This is a genomic window from Pseudomonas sp. MWU13-2105 (assembly GCF_023242315.1).
Taxonomy (GTDB): Bacteria; Pseudomonadota; Gammaproteobacteria; order Pseudomonadales; family Pseudomonadaceae; genus Aquipseudomonas.
Genome location: NZ_JALLIY010000017.1, coordinates 26108 through 47292, shown reverse-complemented (window position 1 = coordinate 47292; position 21185 = coordinate 26108). Strand labels below are relative to the sequence as shown.

At 63.0% G+C, this 21185-nt stretch carries 19 protein-coding genes; 14 read left to right on the top strand and 5 right to left on the bottom strand.

The window, feature by feature from the left end:
- Positions 1 to 75: 75 nt before the first annotated feature.
- Positions 76 to 2457, bottom strand: a complete 2382-nt coding sequence (locus tag M5B96_RS23530) for a hybrid sensor histidine kinase/response regulator (protein WP_248799398.1) — start codon at positions 2455 to 2457, stop codon at positions 76 to 78.
- Positions 2458 to 2743: 286 nt separating this feature from the next.
- On the opposite strand from M5B96_RS23530, the gene M5B96_RS23525 reads away from it, so the two are divergent.
- The 4 genes from M5B96_RS23525 (at position 2744) to M5B96_RS23510 (ending at position 6275) form a co-directional block, all read left to right on the top strand.
- Positions 2744 to 3541 carry a hydroxymethylpyrimidine/phosphomethylpyrimidine kinase gene (locus tag M5B96_RS23525; protein WP_248799397.1) on the top strand — a complete coding sequence of 266 codons (798 nt, stop codon included), beginning with the start codon at positions 2744 to 2746 and terminating at the stop codon, positions 3539 to 3541.
- Between the two features lie 35 nt (positions 3542 to 3576).
- On the top strand, positions 3577 to 4200 hold the full coding sequence (thiE, locus tag M5B96_RS23520) for a thiamine phosphate synthase (protein ID WP_248799396.1): 624 nt from the start codon (positions 3577 to 3579) through the stop codon (positions 4198 to 4200).
- Between the two features lie 17 nt (positions 4201 to 4217).
- Entirely contained in the window at positions 4218 to 5501 is a 1284-nt protein-coding gene (gene hemL / locus M5B96_RS23515; RefSeq protein ID WP_248799395.1) for a glutamate-1-semialdehyde 2,1-aminomutase, read from the top strand.
- Between the two features lie 225 nt (positions 5502 to 5726).
- Positions 5727 to 6275, top strand: coding sequence for a tetratricopeptide repeat protein (locus M5B96_RS23510; protein ID WP_248799394.1), 549 nt, complete (start codon positions 5727 to 5729; stop codon positions 6273 to 6275).
- A 153-nt stretch (positions 6276 to 6428) separates the two neighbouring features.
- Here M5B96_RS23510 and M5B96_RS23505 read toward each other — a convergent pair whose 3' ends face one another.
- A complete protein-coding gene (locus M5B96_RS23505; protein ID WP_103495828.1) occupies positions 6429 to 6755 on the bottom strand; it encodes a DUF1820 family protein in 327 nt (108 codons plus the stop codon).
- Positions 6756 to 6888: 133 nt separating this feature from the next.
- On the opposite strand from M5B96_RS23505, the gene miaB reads away from it, so the two are divergent.
- The 5 genes from miaB (at position 6889) to lnt (ending at position 12334) form a co-directional block, all read left to right on the top strand.
- Positions 6889 to 8217, top strand: coding sequence for a tRNA (N6-isopentenyl adenosine(37)-C2)-methylthiotransferase MiaB (gene miaB, locus M5B96_RS23500; protein ID WP_248799393.1), 1329 nt, complete (start codon positions 6889 to 6891; stop codon positions 8215 to 8217).
- Positions 8218 to 8475: 258 nt separating this feature from the next.
- Positions 8476 to 9477 (top strand): PhoH family protein, encoded by a 1002-nt coding sequence (locus M5B96_RS23495; protein WP_248799392.1) that lies wholly within the window; start codon positions 8476 to 8478, stop codon positions 9475 to 9477.
- Entirely contained in the window at positions 9470 to 9928 is a 459-nt protein-coding gene (gene ybeY / locus M5B96_RS23490) for an rRNA maturation RNase YbeY (RefSeq protein ID WP_248799391.1), read from the top strand. Before M5B96_RS23495 ends, ybeY begins: the two co-directional genes overlap by 8 nt.
- Positions 9929 to 9962: 34 nt before the next feature.
- Complete coding sequence (locus tag M5B96_RS23485; protein ID WP_191486324.1) at positions 9963 to 10802, top strand: HlyC/CorC family transporter; 840 nt, start codon at positions 9963 to 9965, stop codon at positions 10800 to 10802.
- An 8-nt stretch (positions 10803 to 10810) separates the two neighbouring features.
- Complete coding sequence (gene lnt / locus M5B96_RS23480) at positions 10811 to 12334, top strand: apolipoprotein N-acyltransferase (protein WP_248799390.1); 1524 nt, start codon at positions 10811 to 10813, stop codon at positions 12332 to 12334.
- A gap of 192 nt (positions 12335 to 12526) precedes the next feature.
- On the opposite strand, the gene M5B96_RS23475 is transcribed toward lnt, so the two are convergent.
- Positions 12527 to 13288: a YdcF family protein gene (locus M5B96_RS23475; RefSeq protein ID WP_248799389.1), complete on the bottom strand. Its 762-nt coding sequence runs from the start codon at positions 13286 to 13288 to the stop codon at positions 12527 to 12529.
- 121 nt (positions 13289 to 13409) lie between these two features.
- Positions 13410 to 13727 (bottom strand): hypothetical protein, encoded by a 318-nt coding sequence (locus M5B96_RS23470; protein ID WP_248799388.1) that lies wholly within the window; start codon positions 13725 to 13727, stop codon positions 13410 to 13412.
- A gap of 223 nt (positions 13728 to 13950) precedes the next feature.
- On the opposite strand from M5B96_RS23470, the gene leuS reads away from it, so the two are divergent.
- The 5 genes from leuS (at position 13951) to M5B96_RS23445 (ending at position 20017) form a co-directional block, all read left to right on the top strand.
- Positions 13951 to 16557 (top strand): leucine--tRNA ligase, encoded by a 2607-nt coding sequence (gene leuS / locus M5B96_RS23465; protein ID WP_248799387.1) that lies wholly within the window; start codon positions 13951 to 13953, stop codon positions 16555 to 16557.
- Positions 16558 to 16649: 92 nt separating this feature from the next.
- Positions 16650 to 17255: an LPS assembly lipoprotein LptE gene (lptE, locus tag M5B96_RS23460; protein WP_248799386.1), complete on the top strand. Its 606-nt coding sequence runs from the start codon at positions 16650 to 16652 to the stop codon at positions 17253 to 17255.
- Positions 17256 to 17295: 40 nt separating this feature from the next.
- Positions 17296 to 18333 carry a DNA polymerase III subunit delta gene (gene holA / locus M5B96_RS23455; protein WP_248799385.1) on the top strand — a complete coding sequence of 346 codons (1038 nt, stop codon included), beginning with the start codon at positions 17296 to 17298 and terminating at the stop codon, positions 18331 to 18333.
- A 132-nt stretch (positions 18334 to 18465) separates the two neighbouring features.
- Entirely contained in the window at positions 18466 to 18627 is a 162-nt protein-coding gene (arfA, locus tag M5B96_RS23450) for an alternative ribosome rescue factor ArfA (protein WP_248799384.1), read from the top strand.
- Positions 18628 to 18706: 79 nt separating this feature from the next.
- Entirely contained in the window at positions 18707 to 20017 is a 1311-nt protein-coding gene (locus M5B96_RS23445) for a lytic murein transglycosylase (protein ID WP_248799383.1), read from the top strand.
- Between the two features lie 199 nt (positions 20018 to 20216).
- Here M5B96_RS23445 and M5B96_RS23440 read toward each other — a convergent pair whose 3' ends face one another.
- Positions 20217 to 21185 carry a S66 peptidase family protein gene (locus M5B96_RS23440; protein ID WP_248799382.1) on the bottom strand — a complete coding sequence of 323 codons (969 nt, stop codon included), beginning with the start codon at positions 21183 to 21185 and terminating at the stop codon, positions 20217 to 20219.

Genomic DNA, 21185 nt, shown 5'->3' with positions numbered 1-21185 from the left:
GAAGTGGCTTCGCAGAGAGTGGCCAGGGAACCCAGTGAATCACGCGTGTCGCCGCGAAAAAAGTGACATAAACGCCTAAGTACCGGCGCTTTCACCCTCGACCGAGGTCAGCAGGCGACGGGCCAGCAGGTTCTTCAATTCCTCGAAACGCACCGGCTTGTACAGGGTGTCCGTGACGCCGGCCAGCAGGCAACGCTCGCGCTCCTCGGCGTCGGTCGAGCTGACCAGGGCCAGGATCGGCAGTCCGGCACCGCCGGGCAGCGCGCGCAGTTGCCGACAGAGCGACATCTGGTCCGCCGGTTGCGCCGGGTAATCAAGCAACAGTGCGTCCACCACCTGTCCGTGCAGCACATCGAGCGCGGCCAGGGCGTTGGCCGCGGTGAACACCCGGTACCCCAGCTTGAGCAACATGCCCCTTACCACCAGTTGGCTGACGTTGTTGTCATCCACCAGCAACAGGCTGCAGTCATAGGGGTAACGCACCGCCGCCGGCGAGGGGCGCACCGCCCGCGGGATCAACGCCTCGACCTGCACGTCAAGCTGGAAGCGGCTGCCCATGCCCGGCTCCGACTGATGGGTGAGATGGCCACCGAGCAAGTCGATCAATTGCCGACAGATCGCCAGGCCGATTCCCAGGCCGCCATATTCGCGGGTCATCGAGCCATCGAGCTGGAAGAAGCGCTGGTAGAGCGTGGCTTCATCCAGGTCGCTGAAACCGATACCACTGTCGATCAGCGCAAACGACAGTGCCCATTGCTGCTCCGCAACCTGCTGGCCGTGCACCCGCAGCACCAAACCACCTTCGCGGGTGAACTTGATGGCGTTGTCCACCAGGCACTCCAGGCACTGCACAATCTTCTGCGCATCGCCATGCAGGCTGTCCGGGAGGTTGTCATCCACTTCAATGGCGAAATGCAGGCCCTTGGCCTGGACGCGGCCGGCGAACTGGTCCTGCAAGCCATCCAGCAAGCGCCGCAGGCCGAACGACTGTGTCGTCACCTTGAGCCGACCGGCCTGCAGCTCGGTCAGGGTCAGGATGCCGTTGACCATGCGCATCATGTCCCGGGCGGAACCGGCCGCCGTCTGCTGGTATTGCGCCAGCTCCGTGTCCAGCTCCAGGGTCTGCATCAGTTCGAGGGAGCCGATCACCCCATTCATCGGCGTGCGTAGTTCATGGGTGACGGTGGCGAGGAACTCGTCCTTCAGCCGGTTGCTGTTGGCCAGCTCGCGGTTCAGCCCTTCCAGCTTCTGCCCGGACTCAAGCAAGGTCTGCGCCTGCTGCTCGCGCATGGTATTGATCCGGTCGGCCAGGGCCAGGGACAACAGCCCGACCTCCAGGGCCGAACCGATCTGGCTGGCGTACATGGTCAGGAACACGTTCGGCAGGTAGCCCAGCACCATCAGGGTATTGACCAGGCCGCCGAGCAGGAACGCCGACCAGGCGATGATGAAGTAGCGCGCCACCCGCAAGCCACAGTACCAGGCGCTGATCCCGGCGACGAAAATGGTTACGGTGAATGCCAGGGCCAGGACGGTCGCCAGGCGCAGGGCCAGGGCATAGCCGGTCAGCAGCGACAGCGCCGTGACCAGCGCGCTGTAGGTCATCAACAGCAGCAACAGCCGGTCCAGCCAGCGACTATGGGTCGCCGTCTGCAGGAAGCTGCGGGTGAACTGGCAACCGAAGAAACCCGCCAGGCCGATAAAAAAAGGCGTCGAGGCGTTGGCCCACCAGGGATTGTTCGGCCAGAAATACTGCGCAGCGGCGCCATTGACCGATAATTGATAGAAGCCGAACGAGGCGATATAGAAGATGTAATAGAGGTAGCTGGTGTCGCGCACGCTGAGGTAGATGAACAGGTTGTAGACCAACATCCCCAGCAGCACACCATAGATCAGCCCCAGGACATACAGGCGCACCGGTTCGTCTTCGAGGTAGGCCTGCATCGACCAGAGGGTCAGTGGCGCCTGCATCGAGCCTTCGGTTTGCAGGCGCAGGTAGACGGTCTTGATTTCCTTGGGGGCGAAGTCCAGCTCGAACAGGTAGTTGTTCTGCTTGATCGGTCGGCTGGCGAAGGGCAACTCATTACCGCTGCGCTGGGCCTGGCGGTAGTGGCCGTTGGCATCGGGCACATAGAGTTCGATGTGTTTCATCGGCGGATAGGCCAACTCCAGCAACCAGATACGCCGGGCATTGGAGTCCTTGGGGGCGTAGCTCAGGTCGACCTTGAGCCAGTACGCCGACAGCGTATAGCCGGCATTGAGCGAGGCCTTGTTGTGCGAATGAAACTGTGCGGCCATGGCGGGCGAGGCAATCTGCGCGATGTCGGCCTGGCCACTCGCGTCTTCGAACACCTGCATGACCCGGCCCAGAGGCAAGCTCCGAGTGGACTCATCAAACTCGACTGCACTCGCCAACAACGGCAGCCAGCTCAACAAAATCAGCAGCAAATAGCGCATACAGCCCCAGCATGGCCAATCAAGTCGCGTCAGGAGCCCCCCTTCCCTTTGAGACGACGTGAAACTTCATGGCCTGTTATTCGTTTGGATCCACTCTAGCATAGCCACTGATGGCTAAAACACACCATTGAAACATTTTATCCAAAGGCTCTAGAACGGGCGTCCCAGCACACAATCCGGCTGTACGACGAAGGGTTATCGGCCCCTTTGGAAAAACCTTCAGGACGCAAATTCAACGCCGGGCGGACGATCCCGAAAAAAGCGTTTGGTGGTAAGCTCGCGCTCCATGAATACCTACAGCTCCCGTCCCGTTGTCCTCTGTCTCTCCGGCCACGATCCCAGTGGCGGTGCCGGTCTCCAGGCAGATATCGAAGCCCTGCTCGCCCAGGGTTGCCATGCCGCTCCCGCGGTCACCGCGCTGACCGTGCAAGACACGGTCAACGTCAGCGACTTCCGCGTGCTCGACCGTGAGTGGGTGTTGGCCCAGGCCAATGCCGTGCTCAACGACTCGACCGTGGCGGCCGTCAAGCTGGGCATGCTCGGCTCCCTGGAAATGGTCGACACCGTGGTCGAACTGCTCCTGGCGCATCCGCACCTGCCGCTGGTCTGCGACCCGGTGCTGCGCGCCGGCGGTGGCGGACGCCTGGGCAAGGACGAAGTCGGCTATGCCATGCGCGAACGCCTGCTGCCACTGGCGACCATTGCCACCCCCAACCTCCCTGAAGCGCGCATCCTCGCCGAATTGCCCGAGGGCAGCGCCGACGAATGCGCGGAAAAACTCCTGCCGTTCTGCCAACACCTGCTGATCACCGGCGGACATGGCGACGAAGACGAAATCCACAACCGCCTGTACAGCCGCGACGGCAGCCGCCAGACCTTCAAATGCCAGCGCCTGCCCGGCAGCTACCACGGCTCCGGCTGCACCCTGGCGAGTACCCTCGCCGGACGCCTGGCCTTGGGCGAAGGCCTGGTCAGCGCCGTGCAGACCGCCCTGAACTACACCTGGCGGACCTTGCGCGACGCCGAGCAACTGGGCAAGGGGCAGTTCGTACCCCGACGCCTGCCCCTGGATTTCTGCTCGTAACTTTCAGCGCGACCCAACACCCCGAGGCTGACCCGATGAAACTACGCGGCCTGTATGCCATCACCGATAGCCAGTTGCTGGCCGGCAAGTTCCTGTCTTATGTCGAGGCGGCACTGGATGGCGGCGTGACCTTGCTGCAGTACCGCGACAAAAGCACCGACGAGGCCCGCCGCCTGCGGGAGGCCGAGGCCCTGCGGTTGCTCTGCGAACGCTACAAGACCCACCTGATCATCAACGACGATGCCGAGCTGGCGGCGCGGCTGGGAGTCGGCGTGCACCTGGGGCAGACCGACGGCCCGCTGACACCGGCCCGCGCGCTGCTCGGCAGCCGGGCCATTATCGGCTCCACCTGCCACGCCCAGCTTGAACTCGCCGAACAGGCGGCCCGGGAAGGCGCGAGCTATGTCGCCTTCGGGCGCTTCTTCAATTCCACCACCAAGCCCGGCGCACCGGCCGCCGACGTGGCGCTGCTGGAACGCGCGCGCCCGCGGCTGCAACTGCCGATCGCGGTGATCGGCGGCATCACCCTGGACAACGCCGCCCCGCTGGTGGCCCACGGCGCCGACCTGCTGGCCGTGATCCACGGCCTGTTCGGTGCCGACAACACCCGGGAAGTGACCCGCCGCGCCCAAGCCTTCAATGCCCTCTTCACTTCATGACTCCTGAGAGCCTGCCCATGTCTCGTTCCGAAACCCTGTTTGCCAGTGCCCAGAAACACATCCCCGGCGGCGTCAACTCGCCGGTTCGCGCGTTCAAGAGCGTCGGCGGCACCCCGCTGTTCTTCAAACACGCCGAAGGCGCCTACGTCACCGACGAAGACGACAAGCGTTATGTCGACTACGTCGGCTCCTGGGGCCCGATGATCCTCGGCCACAGCCACCCGGACGTGCTCGACGCCGTGCGCAAGCAGTTGGAGCACGGTTTATCCTACGGCGCACCGACCGCCATGGAAACCGAGATGGCCGACCTGGTCTGCTCGATCGTGCCGTCGATGGACATGGTCCGCATGGTCAGCTCCGGCACCGAAGCGACCATGAGCGCCATCCGCCTGGCCCGTGGCTTCACCGGCCGTGACGACATCATCAAGTTCGAAGGTTGCTACCACGGCCACTCCGACAGCCTGCTGGTCAAGGCCGGCTCCGGCGCCCTGACACAGGGTGTACCGAGCTCGGCCGGCGTCCCGGCGGACTTCGCCAAACACACCCTGACCCTGCCATTCAACGATATCGACGCAGTGGCGAAGCGGCTCGGCGAAGTCGGCCAGCAAGTCGCCTGCATCATCGTCGAGCCGGTGGCCGGCAATATGAACTGCGTGCCGCCGGCCCCGGGCTTCCTCGAAGGCCTGCGCAGCCTGTGCGACCAGCACGGCGTGGTGCTGATCTTCGACGAAGTGATGACCGGTTTCCGGGTTGCCCTCGGCGGCGCCCAGGCCCACTACGGCGTTACCCCGGACCTGAGCACCTTCGGCAAGATCATCGGCGGCGGCATGCCGGTGGGCTGCTTCGGCGGCAAGCGCGAGATCATGTCCTGCATCGCCCCGCTGGGTCCGGTCTACCAGGCCGGGACCTTGTCCGGTAACCCACTGGCCATGGCCGCCGGCCTGACCACCCTGCGCCTGATCAGCCGCCCCGGCTTCCATGCCGAGCTGAGCGATTACACCAGCCGCCTGCTCGAGGGCCTGCAAGAGCGTGCCGATGCGGCCGGCATCCCGTTCGTGACCACCCAGGCCGGCGGTATGTTCGGCCTGTACTTCAGCGGCGCCGACGATATCGTCACCTTCGACGACGTGATGTCCAGCGACGCCGAACGCTTCAAGCGCTTCTTCCACCTGATGCTCGATGGCGGCGTGTACCTGGCGCCGAGTGCCTTCGAAGCCGGCTTCACCTCCATCGCCCATGGCAAAACCGAGTTGAAGCTGACTTTGGATGCTGCTGAAAAGGCTTTTGCCGCACTGAAGTAAGCGATGTCCCCGACGTCGGTTTCAGCCGACGTCGGTTTTCCCGCCTAAACTTCCCCTGTTTCCTACCGCCCCCTACCCAGATACTTGCAAAACAAGTGCATATAGCGCCCGTGCAGCAGAAAAACGAGTAAAGACTTTGTAAGGTGGCCCCCGCTTATTTCATAATGCGCGCCATAGTCATCCCCTGGCCGGGTCCGCCCGCCCTTCAGAGGTACGTCGATTCCCATGAACCGCACCGGCCGCGCCCTTGCCTTGGGCTGCCTGTTGCTCCTTCAGCCGCTGCTGGCACATGCAGGCGGTAACTCGTTGTTGATCCCGGCGATGGGTCGTTGCACCCTCAACTCCCAGCCACAGGACCTCGCCGAGGCCCTGGCCGCCTGTGAAGAAGCGGCAAAGGGCGGCGATGCACAAGCGCAATACGAGTTGGGCGAGTTCTATCACGACAGCAAAAACCCGCAACATGACCTCAACAAAGCCCTGAGTCATTTCGAACAGGCGTCCCTGCAAGGTCACGCCCAGGCGCAGTTCCAGCTTGGCACCATGTTCTACAAGGGCGAGGGTGTGCCGGCCAATAACGTCCAGGCCTATATCGTGCTGAAGATGGCGGCGGTCAACGGTGCCGAAGATGCCCTGGACACGGCGGATGAGGTCGCGGCGCAGATGCCACGTGACCAGTTGGAGCTGGCGACCCAGGTGCTGGGGCAGATATTCCGCAAATACCTGCTGGAACTGCAGACGGTTGACGGGCGAACGCCGTTTTCACCTCTTCCCTGAGTCTGTAGCGTCTGGACCGGCCTCTTCGCGGGCAAGCACCGCTCCCACAGTGTTTGCGGCAGCGCACAAAATCAGAGTTCGACCCAGGGCGTTGTGGGAGCGGTGCTTGCCCGCGAAGAGGCCTTGAGGGGCACCACAAAACTCCCAGGCTTTTTATTTATCGGGCATCGGCATCGGGAAAGGCATCACATTGCTCATGCCCCGCGCCTCGCTGATCTTCGGCGTACCCAGGCGCTCGACCTCGTCGATCCGCACGATCGAATGCATCGGCACGAAACTGCGCACCACGCCTTCGAACTGGGCCTTGAGCTTTTCCTCGCCGGGATCGACCACCAGCTGCGTGCGCTCGCCAAAGACAAATTCTTCGACTTCCAGGAAGCCCCACAGATCACTTTGATAGATCTGCTTGGCGTACATTTCGAACACCTGGCCCTGGTTGAGGAAAATCACCTTGTAGATAGGGGCTTCACGTTTGGTCATGGTGGGCGGGCAACACATCGGGGGATAAAAAGAGGGCGCGAACTATAGCATAGCCGCCGAACGCACAGCGCTAGGAAGCAAGCGCGATGACCACTATAATGCGCGGTTCTTTGAACCACATTGATGAATCTCCATGGCCAAGAAGCTTTACATCGAAACCCACGGTTGCCAGATGAACGAGTATGACAGCTCGCGCATGGTCGACCTGCTGGGCGAACACCAGGCCCTGGAAGTCACCGCCCGCGCCGAAGACGCGGACGTCATCCTGCTCAACACCTGTTCGATCCGCGAACGCGCCCAGGACCGGGTCTACTCCCAACTGGGCCGCTGGCGCGAACTGAAACTGGCGAACCCGGAGATGGTGATCGCCGTCGGCGGCTGCGTCGCCAGCCAGGAAGGCGCCGCGATTCGCGACCGCGCGCCCTATGTCGACGTGGTCTTCGGCCCGCAGACCCTGCACCGCTTGCCGGAAATGATCGATGCCGCGCGCCTGACCAGGCTGCCGCAGGTGGATGTGTCGTTCCCGGAAATCGAAAAGTTCGACCACCTGCCCGAACCGCGCATCGACGGCCCGAGCGCCTATGTCTCGGTGATGGAGGGTTGCAGCAAATACTGCACCTTCTGCGTGGTGCCCTACACCCGTGGCGAAGAAGTCAGCCGACCGTTCGACGACGTGATCGCCGAGATCATCCACCTGGCCGAACACGGCGTGCGCGAAGTGACCCTGCTCGGGCAGAACGTCAACGGCTATCGCGGCGCCACCCATGACGGCCGCCTGGCGGACCTGGCGGAGCTGATCCGCGTGGTCGCCGCCGTCGACGGCATCGAGCGGATCCGCTACACCACTTCGCACCCGCTGGAGTTCTCCGACAGCCTGATCCAGGCCCACGCCGAGGTCCCGCAACTGGTCAAGCACCTGCACCTGCCGGTGCAGTCGGGTTCGGACCGGATCCTTGCGGCAATGAAACGCAACCACACGGCGCTGGAATACAAGTCCAAGCTGCGCAAGTTGCGCGCCGCCGTGCCGGGCATCTGCATCAGTTCGGACTTTATCGTCGGCTTCCCCGGCGAAACCGAGAAAGACTTCCAGCAGACCATGAAGCTGATCGAAGACGTCGGCTTCGACTTCTCCTACTCCTTCGTCTATAGCCAGCGCCCGGGCACCCCTGCGGCGGATTTACCGGACGAAACCCCGGAAGAGCTGAAGAAAGAGCGCCTCAACGCCCTGCAACATCGCCTGAACCAGCAAGGATTCGAGATCAGCCGGCAAATGGTCGGTACGATCCAGCGCATTCTGGTGACCGATTATTCGAAGAAAGACCCCGGAGAATTGCAGGGCCGCACCGAGAATAACCGTATCGTCAACTTCCGCTGCGACAATCCCCAGCAGATCGGCCAGTTTATCGACGTGCGCATCGACGCGGCGCAACCGCATTCGCTGCGCGGTTCGTTGCTGCAATGAAGCCCTTGCGGGCTGCTGTGGCGAGCGGGCTTGTCGGAACGCCGCATCGCCGCACAGGGCTGCGAAGCGGCCCCAAAACCGGCGAATCCGGTGCATCAGGGAGACCGAGGTAGCCGGCTTTACGACTGCTGCGCAGCCGAACGGGGGCAAGCCCCCTCGTCACAGGGGACATTCAGCGTTCATAAGAGCTTTCGCCCCCGGGCTGCTAGCGTTATCCTTGATTTCATCTCAATTGCCGTCGGGCGGCTAAAAACGACCTTGAACGCACCCATCGAACCTCATCGTTTCATCCTCGAGCCCTTCGAGGCTCGCCGCTTCGCCAATCTGTGCGGGCAGTTCGACGAGCACTTGCGCTTGATCGAACAACGCCTGACCATCGAGATCCGCAATCGCGGCAATCAGTTCGAACTGATCGGCGAACCCAAGCTCACCTCCTCCGCGGAAAACCTGCTGCGCCGCCTGTACCGGGAAACCAAGGGTACCGAGCTGTCGCCGGACATGGTCCACCTGTTCCTGCAGGAATCGAGTGCCGAAGACCTGCGCGACAACCCGGTGGCCGAAGCCAGCGTGGCCCTGCGCACCAAGAAAGGCATGATTCGCCCTCGCGGCCTGAATCAGCAGCGCTACGTGAAGGAAATCCTCGGCAACGACATCAACTTCGGCATCGGCCCGGCAGGTACCGGCAAGACCTACCTGGCGGTGGCCTGCGCCGTGGATGCGCTGGAGCGCGAGCAGGTGCGTCGCATCCTGCTGGTGCGCCCGGCGGTCGAAGCCGGTGAAAAGCTCGGTTTCCTGCCCGGCGACCTGGCCCAGAAGATCGACCCGTACCTGCGCCCGCTCTACGACGCCCTCTATGAAATGCTCGGTTTCGAATACGTGGCCAAGCTGATCGAGCGCCAGGTCATCGAAGTCGCACCGCTGGCCTACATGCGCGGCCGGACCCTGAACAACAGCTTCATCATCCTCGACGAAAGCCAGAACACCACCGTCGAACAGATGAAAATGTTCCTGACCCGCATCGGCTTCGGCTCCACCGCGGTGATCACCGGCGACATCACCCAGGTCGACCTGCCCAAGGGCACGCGATCCGGGCTGGCCCACGTGATCAAGGTCCTCAAGGACGTACCAGGCATCAGCTTCACCCATTTCATGCCCAAGGACGTGGTCCGCCATCCGCTGGTGCAGCGGATTGTCGAAGCCTACGAGCGCTTTGAAAACAGTGCCGAAGACGCTACCCAGGGTACCCGCCGCGATGCTTGAACTTGATCTGCAACGGGCCTCGCAGGCCCCCGCGCCGAGCGACGCCGAGTTTCGCCGCTGGTGCGAACTGGCCCTGCGCCAGCGCACGGCCGACTCCGAGCTGACCATCCGCCTGGTGGACGAAGCCGAAGGCCGCGAACTCAACCACACCTGGCGGCACAAGGACTACGCGACCAACGTGCTGTCCTTTCCCGCCGACGTGCCGGACGAAATGCTGGATATCCCACTGCTCGGCGACCTGGTGATCTGCATCCCGGTGGTCGCGCGCGAAGCCAGCGAACAAGGCAAGGCATTGGAGGCCCACTGGGCCCATCTGGTCATTCACGGCTGCCTGCATCTATTGGGCTACGACCATATAGATGACGAGGAAGCCGAGGAAATGGAAGCACTGGAACGAACGTTGCTTGCCGAATTGGGTCATCCCGACCCCTATATCGATGACGAACACTGATCACTCCACCACCAAGGGATACGAGTAAATCGCTATGAGCGAAGATCGATCGAGCAACGGGCAGAAGTCCTGGCTGGGTAAACTGACCCAGGCTTTTGCCCATGAGCCGAAAAACCGCCAGGAGCTGCTGGAGCTGCTGCGCGAAGCCCACCAGAACAAGTTGCTGGACAGCGAAGCGCTGGCCATCGTCGAAGGCGCCATCCAGGTCGCTGACCTGCAAGTCCGCGACATCATGGTCCCGCGCTCGCAGATGATCAGCATCAAGGCGACGCAGACACCCCGCGAATTCCTCCCGGCGGTCATCAACGCCGCGCACTCGCGCTACCCGGTGATCGGCGAAAGCCATGACGACGTCATGGGTGTGTTGCTGGCCAAGGACCTGTTGCCACTGGTGCTGCAGGAAAACGGCGACACCTTCAACATCAAGGACCTGCTGCGCCCGGCAACCTTCGTCCCCGAGTCCAAGCGCCTGAACGTGCTGCTGCGCGAGTTCCGCGCCAATCACAATCACATGGCCATCGTCATCGACGAGTACGGCGGCGTGGCGGGCCTGGTGACCATCGAGGACGTACTGGAACAGATCGTCGGCGATATCGAGGATGAGCACGACGTCGAGGAAGACAGCTACATCAAGCCCCTGCCCAGCGGTGACTTCCTGATCAAGGCATTGACGCCGATCGAGAACTTCAACGCCTTCTTCGACAGCGAATTCTCCGATGACGAATTCGACACCGTCGGCGGCCTGGTGATGAGCGCGTTCGGTCACCTGCCCAAGCGTAATGAAATCACCGAAATCGGCGCGTATCGTTTCCGCATCCTGAATGCCGACAGCCGTCGCATCCACCTGATCCGCCTGACCCCCATTAGCCGCTAAGGACTGACATGCTGCGCTTAACCCGCCCCGGCTGGCCCGGTAATCTGCTGGCCGTGGCGGCCGGCGCACTGACCACCCTGGCCCTGGCGCCGTACGATATCTGGCCCTTGGCATTGCTGGCGGTAGGCGTGTTCTATGCCGGCCTGCGCGAGCTGTCACCGCGCCAGGCGCTGGGGCGCGGCTGGTGCTTCGGCTTCGGCCTGTTCGGCGCCGGTACCAGCTGGATCTACGTGAGTATCCATACCTACGGCGATGCTTCGGTGTTGCTGGCGGGTTTCCTGATGCTCGCGTTCACCGCTGCAATTGCCTGGTTCTTCGCCCTGCCCGCCTGGCTCTGGGCGCGCTGGATACGCCGCAACGAAGCGCCGCTGGCCGATGCGCTGGCCTTCGCCGCCCTGTGGGTGGGCCAGGAAGCCTTTCGCGGCTGGTTCCTGACCGGTTTCCCCTGGCTCTATTCCGGTTACAGCCAGCTCGATGGCCCACTGGCGGGCCTCGCGCCGCTGGGTGGGATCTGGTTGATTTCCTTCACCCTGGCCCTGAGCGCCGCGCTGCTGTACAACGCCCGCCGCTTGCTCAAGGCTGGGCGCAAGGCCTTTATCGTCCTGGGCGCCGTGCTGTTGGTCGGCCCCTGGGTGGCGGGCATCGCGCTCAAGCATCACGCCTGGACCAGTCCGTCGGGCGAACCGCTGACGGTGGCGGCGATCCAGGGCAATATCGAACAGAGCATGAAGTGGGACCCTACGCAGATCGACGCCCAACTGGCGCTGTACCGCGACCTGAGTTTCCGCTCCAAACGCGTGGACCTGCTGATCTGGCCGGAAACCGCCGTGCCGGTACTGAAGGAGTCGGCAGAAGGCTACCTGGCGATGATGGGCCGCTTCGCCGCGGACCGGCAGTCGGCGCTGATCACCGGCGTGCCAATCCGCGAAGTGGTGAACCACGAGAAGCGCTACTACAACGGCATCACCGTGACCGGCGAAGGCGACGGCACCTACCTGAAGCAGAAACTGGTGCCCTTTGGTGAATACGTGCCGCTGCAGGACCTGCTGCGTGGACTGATCGACTTCTTCAACCTGCCGATGTCCGATTTCGCCCGCGGCCCGGATGACCAGGCACTGCTGCAAGCCAAGGGCTACCGGATCGCCCCGTTCATCTGCTATGAAGTGGTCTACCCGGAATTCGCCGCCAGCCTCTCGGCACGCAGCGACCTGCTGCTGACCATCAGCAACGACACCTGGTTCGGCACCTCGATCGGCCCCTTGCAACACCTGCAAATGGCCCAGATGCGCGCACTGGAGGCCGGGCGCTGGATGATCCGCGCCACCAACAACGGTGTCACCGGCCTGATCAACCCATACGGCGAGATCACCACGCGGATTCCGCAGTTCGAGCAGGGTATTTTGTATGGCGAGGTGGTGCCGATGCACAACCTGACGCCTTACCTGCAGTGGCGTTCGTGGCCGTTGATCATCCTGTGCGGCTTGCTGTTCGGCTGGGCCTTACTGGCCAGCCGGATTGCCAAGACGGTGTAGCCTGAGAGGTAGCATACACTTGTGGCGAGCGAGCTTGCCCGCGCCGGGGCGCGAAGCGGCCCTGAAACCAGTGATCACGGTGGAACAGCTAGAACACGTTGATCGGCTTTACGACTGCTTCGCAGCCGAACGGGAGCAAGCCCCCTCGCCACAAAGTAGCGCCCACTACACGCATTTGTGTCCGGTCTTGGCTTAACGGTAAAAGAGCCGGTAACCCACCTGCCCCAACGCCTCATTGATCAACTGCCCGCTACGCCAGATCGCCTTGAACTCCGGCATCCAGCCGCCCAGCGGCCTGGAGTTGTCCCGCCCGAAAAAGCCCACCGGTGCCGGCACCACGGTAAAACCGGCTTTTTCAAAGCTCCACATCGCGCGCGACATATGCGCGGCATGGGTCACCACCACCACCCGCTTGATACCCAGCGGCGCCAGCAGTTCATAACTGAATTGGGCATTTTCCCAGGTCGTGGTGCTACGCCCTTCCTGCCAGCGCACCGTCACGTCGAAATCACCCTGCATCGACGCCGCCATCAACGCCGCTTCACTCGGCGGCGTGCCATAGTGCAAACCACCACTGGTCAGCACCGGCAGCCCGGAAGCCTTGGCCAGCCGCGCCGCATAGCGCTGGCGCTCCAGGCCGATGCCGGTCGGCTGGTCGTCGCCCCACGCCGGATCACCGCGCTCACGCCCCGACCCCAGCACCACAATGGCATCGGCGCGCTGCGCCAGCCCCGCCCACTCACCGCGCTCAAGCGGCGGCACCGTCTCCAGCGCCCGCGCGCCCCATTCCACTGCCACCGGCAGGCTCATCAACCAGAACCCGCACAGGCCAAGGACAAAGCACAGCCCGGCCAGCCGCGGACGACTGCGCCGAAACCACCAGGCAAACAGCAGCAACAGCAACAGCAGGCCGGGCGGCAAGAGCAATTGTTTGAGGATGTAACGAATAGGCATCGGGCATCTCCAGAAGATGCCCGAAGCCTAAGTGCATCGAGATCAATCAACAACCTCTGGAACAATGACTTCAAATCGAAGCCAGGTTAGCGACAGACAACAGCATGCCGCCGGGCGAACCTTACTTGATTCCCACCGACTTGAACTTCGCCGAACCGGGGTTGGGCATTTTGTCCTTCAACCAGATAATCTCGGCCGAACGGGGTGATACCTTGTGCTCCACAACGGAAGGCGGCGCAGGCAGATCCCGTCCACTGAGATCCAGGTAGGCCCGGATCAATTCGAACTCGGCATGGCTCAAGCCACGCAACTCCAACTCGGCAGGCCGCTCATCACGCAAGCGCGCCGCCGTGCTGGCTGCGTCCAGGGCAAGCCCCAGACGGGTGATCAAACGCTCGTACAACTCGGGTTTCATGACATATCGCTGCGACTCCACCATCCGCTCACCTCATTGAAGATAAGAATCACTCCCCCTCTTCCAAGCTTAGCGGTGTCCGGCAAACCAGCCGAACGCCGCGACCAACGGCTGCGGCGGCGCAATCAGGGTTTCCCTCGATAGAGCGGCGTCATGTATGCTACGGCGCTTCCTGTAACTCCACTTCCAGCACCGCCTTACGGATGCATTGAAGAGGATTAGGCCACCCTTTCCAGTACAAGTAGCCATGCACGAACACTATCAGCCCCGTGAAATCGAAAACGCCGCCCAATCGTTCTGGGACGCGCAAAAGTCCTTTGAAGTCAGTGAACAGCCAGGCAAGGAGACGTATTACTGCCTGTCGATGTTCCCTTACCCCAGCGGCAAGCTACACATGGGGCACGTGCGCAACTACACCATCGGTGACGTGATCGCCCGTTACCAGCGCATGCAAGGCAAGAACGTCCTGCAACCCATGGGTTGGGACGCCTTCGGCATGCCGGCGGAAAACGCCGCGATGAAGAACAACGTCGCACCGGCCAAGTGGACCTACGAAAACATCGCCTACATGAAGACCCAGCTGCGCAGCCTGGGCCTGGCGGTGGACTGGTCCCGCGAAGTGACCACCTGCAAGCCGGATTACTACCGCTGGGAACAATGGCTGTTCACCCGCCTGTTCGAAAAAGGCGTGATCTACCGCAAGAACGGCACCGTCAACTGGGACCCGGTGGACCAGACCGTACTGGCCAACGAGCAAGTGATCGACGGCCGCGGCTGGCGCTCCGGCGCGCTGATCGAAAAGCGCGAAATCCCGATGTACTACTTCAAGATCACCGCCTACGCCGATGAACTGCTGGAAAGCCTCGACGAGCTGCCGGGCTGGCCCGAGCAGGTCAAGACCATGCAGCGCAACTGGATCGGCAAGTCCCGCGGCATGGAAGTACAGTTCCCCTACCATGTCGACTCCATCGGCGAAGCCGGCAGCCTGAAAGTCTTCACCACCCGTCCGGACACCCTGATGGGCGCGACCTACGTCGCCGTGGCCGCCGAGCACCCGCTGGCCAGCCTGGCCGCGCGCAACAACCCGGCATTGCAGGCGTTCATCGCCGAGTGCAAGGGCGGCAGCGTCGCCGAAGCCGACGTCGCCACCCAGGAAAAGAAAGGCCTGCCGACCGGCCTGTTCGTCGAGCACCCGCTGACCGGCGAGCAACTGCCGGTATGGGTCGCCAACTACGTGCTGATGCATTACGGCGACGGCGCGGTCATGGCCGTGCCGGCCCACGACGAGCGTGATTTCGAGTTCGCCCACAAATACAACCTGCCGATCAAGTCGGTGGTGCGCACCAGTTCGGGCGACAGCAACCCGGCACCGTGGCAAGACGCCTATGGCGAGCACGGCAGCCTGATCAACTCCGGCGAGTTCGACGGCCTCGACTTCGCCGGCGCCTTCGACGCCATCGAAGTCGCCCTGATCAAGAAAAACCTCGGCGCCTCGCGCACCCAGTTCCGCTTGCGCGACTGGGGCATCAGCCGCCAGCGCTACTGGGGCTGCCCGATCCCGATCATCCACTGCGACAGCTGCGGTGACGTGCCGGTCCCGGAAGACCAACTGCCGGTGGTACTGCCGGAAGACGTGGTGCCGGACGGCGCCGGTTCGCCGCTGGCGCGCATGCCCGAGTTCTACGAGTGCAGCTGCCCGAAATGCGGCAAGCCTGCCAAGCGTGAAACCGACACCATGGACACCTTTGTCGAGTCGTCCTGGTACTACGCCCGCTACGCCTCGCCACATTACGAGGGCGGCCTGGTCGACCCGAAAGCCGCCAACCACTGGCTGCCGGTGGACCAGTACATCGGCGGTATCGAACACGCGATCCTGCACCTGCTGTATGCGCGCTTCTTCCACAAGCTGATGCGCGATGAAGGCCTGGTCAGCTCCAACGAGCCGTTCAAGAACCTGTTGACCCAGGGCATGGTGGTCGCCGAGACCTACTACCGCCGCGAAGCCAACGGCGGCTACACCTGGTTCAACCCGGCGGACGTCGAGCTCGAGCGCGACAGCAAGGCCAAGATCATTGGCGCCAAGCTGCTCAGCGATGGCCTGCCGGTGGAAATCGGCGGCACCGAGAAGATGGCCAAGTCGAAGAACAACGGCGTCGATCCGCAGTCGATGATCGAGCAGTACGGTGCCGACACCTGCCGCCTGTTCATGATGTTCGCCTCGCCGCCCGACATGAGCCTGGAGTGGTCCGACTCCGGCGTCGAAGGTTCGCACCGCTTCCTCAAGCGCGTCTGGCGCCTGGCCCAGGCCCACGTGACCCAGGGCCTGCCGGGCAAGCTGGAGCTGGCGACGCTGAACGATGAGCAGAAAGCCATTCGTCGCTCGATCCACCTGGCGATCAAGCAGGCCAGCCAGGATGTCGGCCAGCATCACAAATTCAACACCGCCATCGCCCAGGTGATGACGCTGATGAACGTGCTGGAAAAAGCCCCGCAAGGCACCGCGCAGGATCGTGCGCTGGTCCAGGAAGGCCTGGAAACCGTGGCCCTGCTGCTGGCCCCGATCACCCCGCACATCAGCCACGAGCTGTGGCACCGCCTCGGTCACGAAGGCGCCATCATCGACGCCGGCTGGCCGCTGCTGGATAACAGCGCACTGGTCCAGGACAGCCTGCAACTGGTGATCCAGGTCAACGGCAAGCTGCGCGGCCAGATCGACATGCCGGCCAGCGCCAGCCGTGAAGAAATCGAAGCAGCGGCGCGGGTCAACGAAAACGTACTGCGCTTCACCGATGGCCTGACGATTCGTAAAGTGATCGTCGTGCCCGGCAAACTGGTCAATATCGTCGCCAGCTAACTAAATGGGATCGGGCGCCCGCACTCACGGGCGCCTTGCAAGACTTCCGCGGTCGCACCGTCGACCCACAGGGTTTCAAGGGGAGCAACAAGATGATCAAACGCAATCTGCTGGTAATGGGCCTCGCCGTGTTGCTGAGCGCCTGCGGCTTCCAGCTGCGCGGCACCGGCACCAACCAGCTGACCATCAAGGAATTGTCGGTCAGTGCCCGTAATGCCTACGGTGATACGGTCAAGCAGCTGACCCAGGTCCTCGAACACAGCGGCGTCAAGGTCTATACCGGTGCGCCTTACAAGCTGGTGCTGACTGACGAACAGGAAACCCAGCGTACCGCCACCTACTCGGGCTCCGGCCGTAACGCCGAGTACGAGCTCAACACCGCGCTGTACTATGAAATCCGTGGCGACCATGACCTGCAACTGCTCACCGGCAAGCTGAACGTACAGAAGTACTACGTGCACGACGGCAACAACATCACCGCTGGCGATACCGAAGCGGGTCAGCTGCGCAAGGAAATGCGTCGCGACCTGATCCAGCAGATGGTCCTGCGCCTGCAATTGCTGACCCCGGCGCAACTGGATGGCCTGCAACAGACCGCCGATGCCAAGGCCAAGGCCGATGCCGACGCCCTGGAAGCCGCGCGCAAGTACGAAGCGTCGCAGCCGCAGCAATCGCCGCTGCAACTGCCGAAGCAGTAAGCCTGTCGGGGCGCCCTCGGCGCCCCGCACTTGCCCGCCTATGAAACTCGCCCCCGCCCAACTCGCCAAACACCTGCAAGGCAGCCTTGCGCCGGTCTACGTCATCAGCGGCGACGATCCGCTGCTGTGCCAGGAAGCCGCCGACGCCATCCGTGCCGCCGCCCGCCAACAAGGTTTCGACGAGCGCCAGGTGTTCAGCGCCGACGCCAACTTCGACTGGGGCACGTTGCTGCAAGCCGGTGCCAGCATGTCGCTGTTTGCCGAAAAACGCCTGCTGGAACTGCGCCTGCCTTCGGGCAAGCCCGGGGACAAAGGCGCCGCGGCACTGATCGAATACTGCTCGCGTCCGGCCGAAGATACCCTGCTGCTGATCAGCCTGCCCAAGCTCGATGGCAGCGCGCAGAAGACCAAGTGGGGCAAGGCCCTGGTCGAAGGCCAGGACACCCAGTTCATCCAGATCTGGCCTGTGGACGCGGCCCAGTTGCCGCAGTGGATTCGCCAGCGCCTGTCCCAGGCCGGTCTTTCCGCCCAACAGGACGCGGTGGAGCTGATTGCCGCGCGGGTCGAAGGCAACCTGCTGGCGGCCGCCCAGGAAATCGAAAAGCTCAAGCTGATGGCTGAAGGTGGACAGATCACCGTGGAAACGGTGCAGGCCGCCGTGGCCGACAGTGCCCGCTTCGATGTGTTCGGCCTGGTGGACGCGGTACTCAACGGTGAAGCGGCCCATGCATTGCGGATGCTCGAAGGGCTGCGGGGCGAAGGGGTCGAGCCGCCGGTGATTCTCTGGGCCCTGGCCCGGGAGCTGCGACTGCTGGCCAACCTGTCGCTGCAATACAGCCAGGGCGTGCCCCTGGACAAGGCCTTCAGCCAGGCCCGGCCACCGGTCTGGGACAAGCGCAAGCCGCTGATGAGCAAGGCCCTGCAACGGCACTCGGCGCAACGCTGGAGCCAGTTGTTGCTGGACGCGCAACGCATCGACGCACAGATCAAGGGCCAGGCGGCGGGTTCGCCGTGGAGCAGCCTGAGCCGGTTGAGCCTGTTGATGTGCGGGCAGCGGCTGGCATTACCGGCAGAATAGCCCTGCAATCACTGAAGGCACACAGGTTCGCCACAATGCCTCAACAGTCCAATAGCCAAATGCCCCCACTGGACAGCGATAAAAATCTGCCCGATGATTCGCACTCCTCCACACACCCAAGAGTGCACGCCCATGAGCAAGCCGTCCCGGCAGCGTTCCAACAAAGCCAAATCCATCATCGCCCAGCCACTGTTCCGCAGCCGTCAGGAACAACCGGCGAAGGGCAAAGGCAGCTACCGCCGCGAAGCCTTCCAGTCCAAAAGCTGGGAGGCTTCTTACTTTCTGGCGGCCTGAAAGCATAGAGCGCCATCACGACTGCACCCCATCAAGCATGGTAAGGTCAGCACCTGATTCGCATAATCCGGACCCGCGCATGCCCTTTTGCCTTACCCTTCGTTGGCCGTTACGCCGACTGTTCGCCGCCACCAGCTTTATCCTGTTAGTTGCCTGCGCGGAAAAGCCGACCGCCGCCGACGCCGAGCCGCTGCAAACCCTTCCCGCAGCCCCGCTCCCGACCCTGCCACAGGTCAATGACGACCTGACGATCCAGCCTGCGCAGAGCTTTGCCGAATGGATGTCCGCGTTCCGTATCGACGCCCTGAGAGCCGGCATCACACCCGCCATCTTCGACACCGCCTTTGCCGGGGTCACCCCGGACATGAGCGTGATCAAGGCCGACCGTAGCCAACCGGAGTTCACCCGCCCGGTCTGGGAATACCTCGACGGCGCCCTGTCGCCCGTGCGCGTACGCAAGGGCCAAGCCCTGCTGGCACAGAACAGCGCCTTGCTGGCGAGCATCGAACAACGCTATGGCGTCGACCGCGAGGCACTGGTGGCCGTATGGGGCATGGAAAGCAATTTCGGCCAGTTCCAGGGCGACAAATCGGTGATCCGTTCGCTGGCGACCCTGGCCTACGAAGGCCGGCGCCCGGGTTTCGCCCAGGCACAGTTGCTGGCGGCGCTGCAGATTATCCAGCATGGCGATATCCAGCCTGAGCAGATGCTCGGTTCCTGGGCCGGAGCCATGGGCCAGACCCAGTTTATCCCCACCACCTACAACAGTTATGCGGTGGACTTCGATGGCGACGGACGCCGTGATATCTGGAACGACTCCGCCGATGCCCTGGCTTCGACCGCCAACTACCTGCAAAGCTCCGGCTGGCAGCGTGGCCAGCCGTGGGGGCTGGAAGTGGTGCTGCCACAGGCCTTCGACTACGCCCAGGCCGATGGTGCAATCCGCAAGACGGTGAACGAGTGGCTGCAAATGGGCATTCGCTTGCCAGCGGGCGCCGCACTACCAAATGGCTCGGCGACACTGTCCGCCGCCCTGCTGCTGCCGGCCGGTTATCGCGGCCCGGCGTTCCTGGTACTGGATAACTTCCGCGCCATCCTCAAGTACAACAATTCGTCGTCCTATGGGCTGGCGGTGAGCTTGTTGTCCCAACGCTTCGGTGGTGCGGGTCTGATTCGTGGCGACTGGCCGAAGGATGACCTGCCGTTGAGCCGTTCCGAGCGGATCGAGTTGCAGACCCTGCTCAGCACCAAGGGTTATGACGCTGGCAATCCCGATGGCATTATCGGGGCGAATACCCGCAAGGCGATTCGCGGGGCCCAGCAAGTGTTGGGCTGGCCGGCGGATGGCTATCCGAATCACAAGCTGCTGGAGAGCTTGCGCAACCCTTGATAGCCAGGGCAAACGTTGGGGGCTCTGTTACTCGAAGTCGAGCACGGCCTTGTGGCGAGCGGGCTTGCCCGCGCTGGGGTGCGAAGCGCCCCCAAAACCTGCAATCACGGTGTGTCAGAAAGAACGGGGATTGTGGTTTTACGACTGCTTCGCAGCCGAACGCGGGCAAGCCCGCTCGCCACAAGTCAGCAGTCAGCAGTCAGCAGTCAGCAGTCAGCAGAATCGTCACATCCTGCTCCAACACCAACTGCCGCGCATCGGCATCCAACCTCACCTGCGCTCCCAGCGGCAACGTCAGGTTCGGGTCGCAATGCCCGCTGCGCCACCCCGCCAGCACCGGAATGCCCAAGGCCCCCAGCTCCTGCCTGAGCAGGCGCGCCAGCGCATCGGCGTCGACCCCGGCGAAATCCCCCACCAACACGCCATTCAAACCTTCCAGCTTGCCCGCCAGGCGCAGATGGGTCAGCAACCGATCAACCCGGTACAGCGGCTCGTTGACGTCCTCGATCAGCAGGATCACACCGCGGGTGTCGATCTCATAAGGCGTGCCCAGCGTGGCGCAGATCAACGACAGATTGCCGCCCTGCAGGCGCCCTGAAGCCGCGCCCGGCACCACAGTGGTCAGTGGAAACGCCGCGGGATGCTCGAAGCAGCTACCGGCGCGCACCTGTCCGCTCAGCAGGTTGAACAATGAGGATTCGGTCGGTGGCAGCTTGTCCCCGAGCAGATCCGCATTGAACAGCGGCCCGTGGAAGGTCATGAACCCCGCATAACGGGCAATCGCCAGGTGCAGCGCAGTGATATCGCTATAACCGACCAAAGGCTTTGGATGTTTTTTGAGCAATTCGAAATCAATATCGTCCAGCAGGCGCGGACAACCGTACCCCCCGCGCAGGCAGAGAATCACGTCGATTTCAGGATCGGCAAAGGCATCGTGCAGGTCGCGCAGGCGCACTTCATCGTCGCCGGCCAGGTAACCGTCGCGTTGCGAGACACCGGGAAATATCCGCAGCTCATAGCCGCGGGCCTGGACCCACTGCTGCGCCTTGAGCGGATCAAGGGCAGCGGGGCCAGCCGGGGCGATCAAACCGATCACCCCGCCCTGACGCAGCGCCGGCACCGCGCTCTGGACCTGATAGGAAGCCTGCACGGGTCGACGACGGTTCAA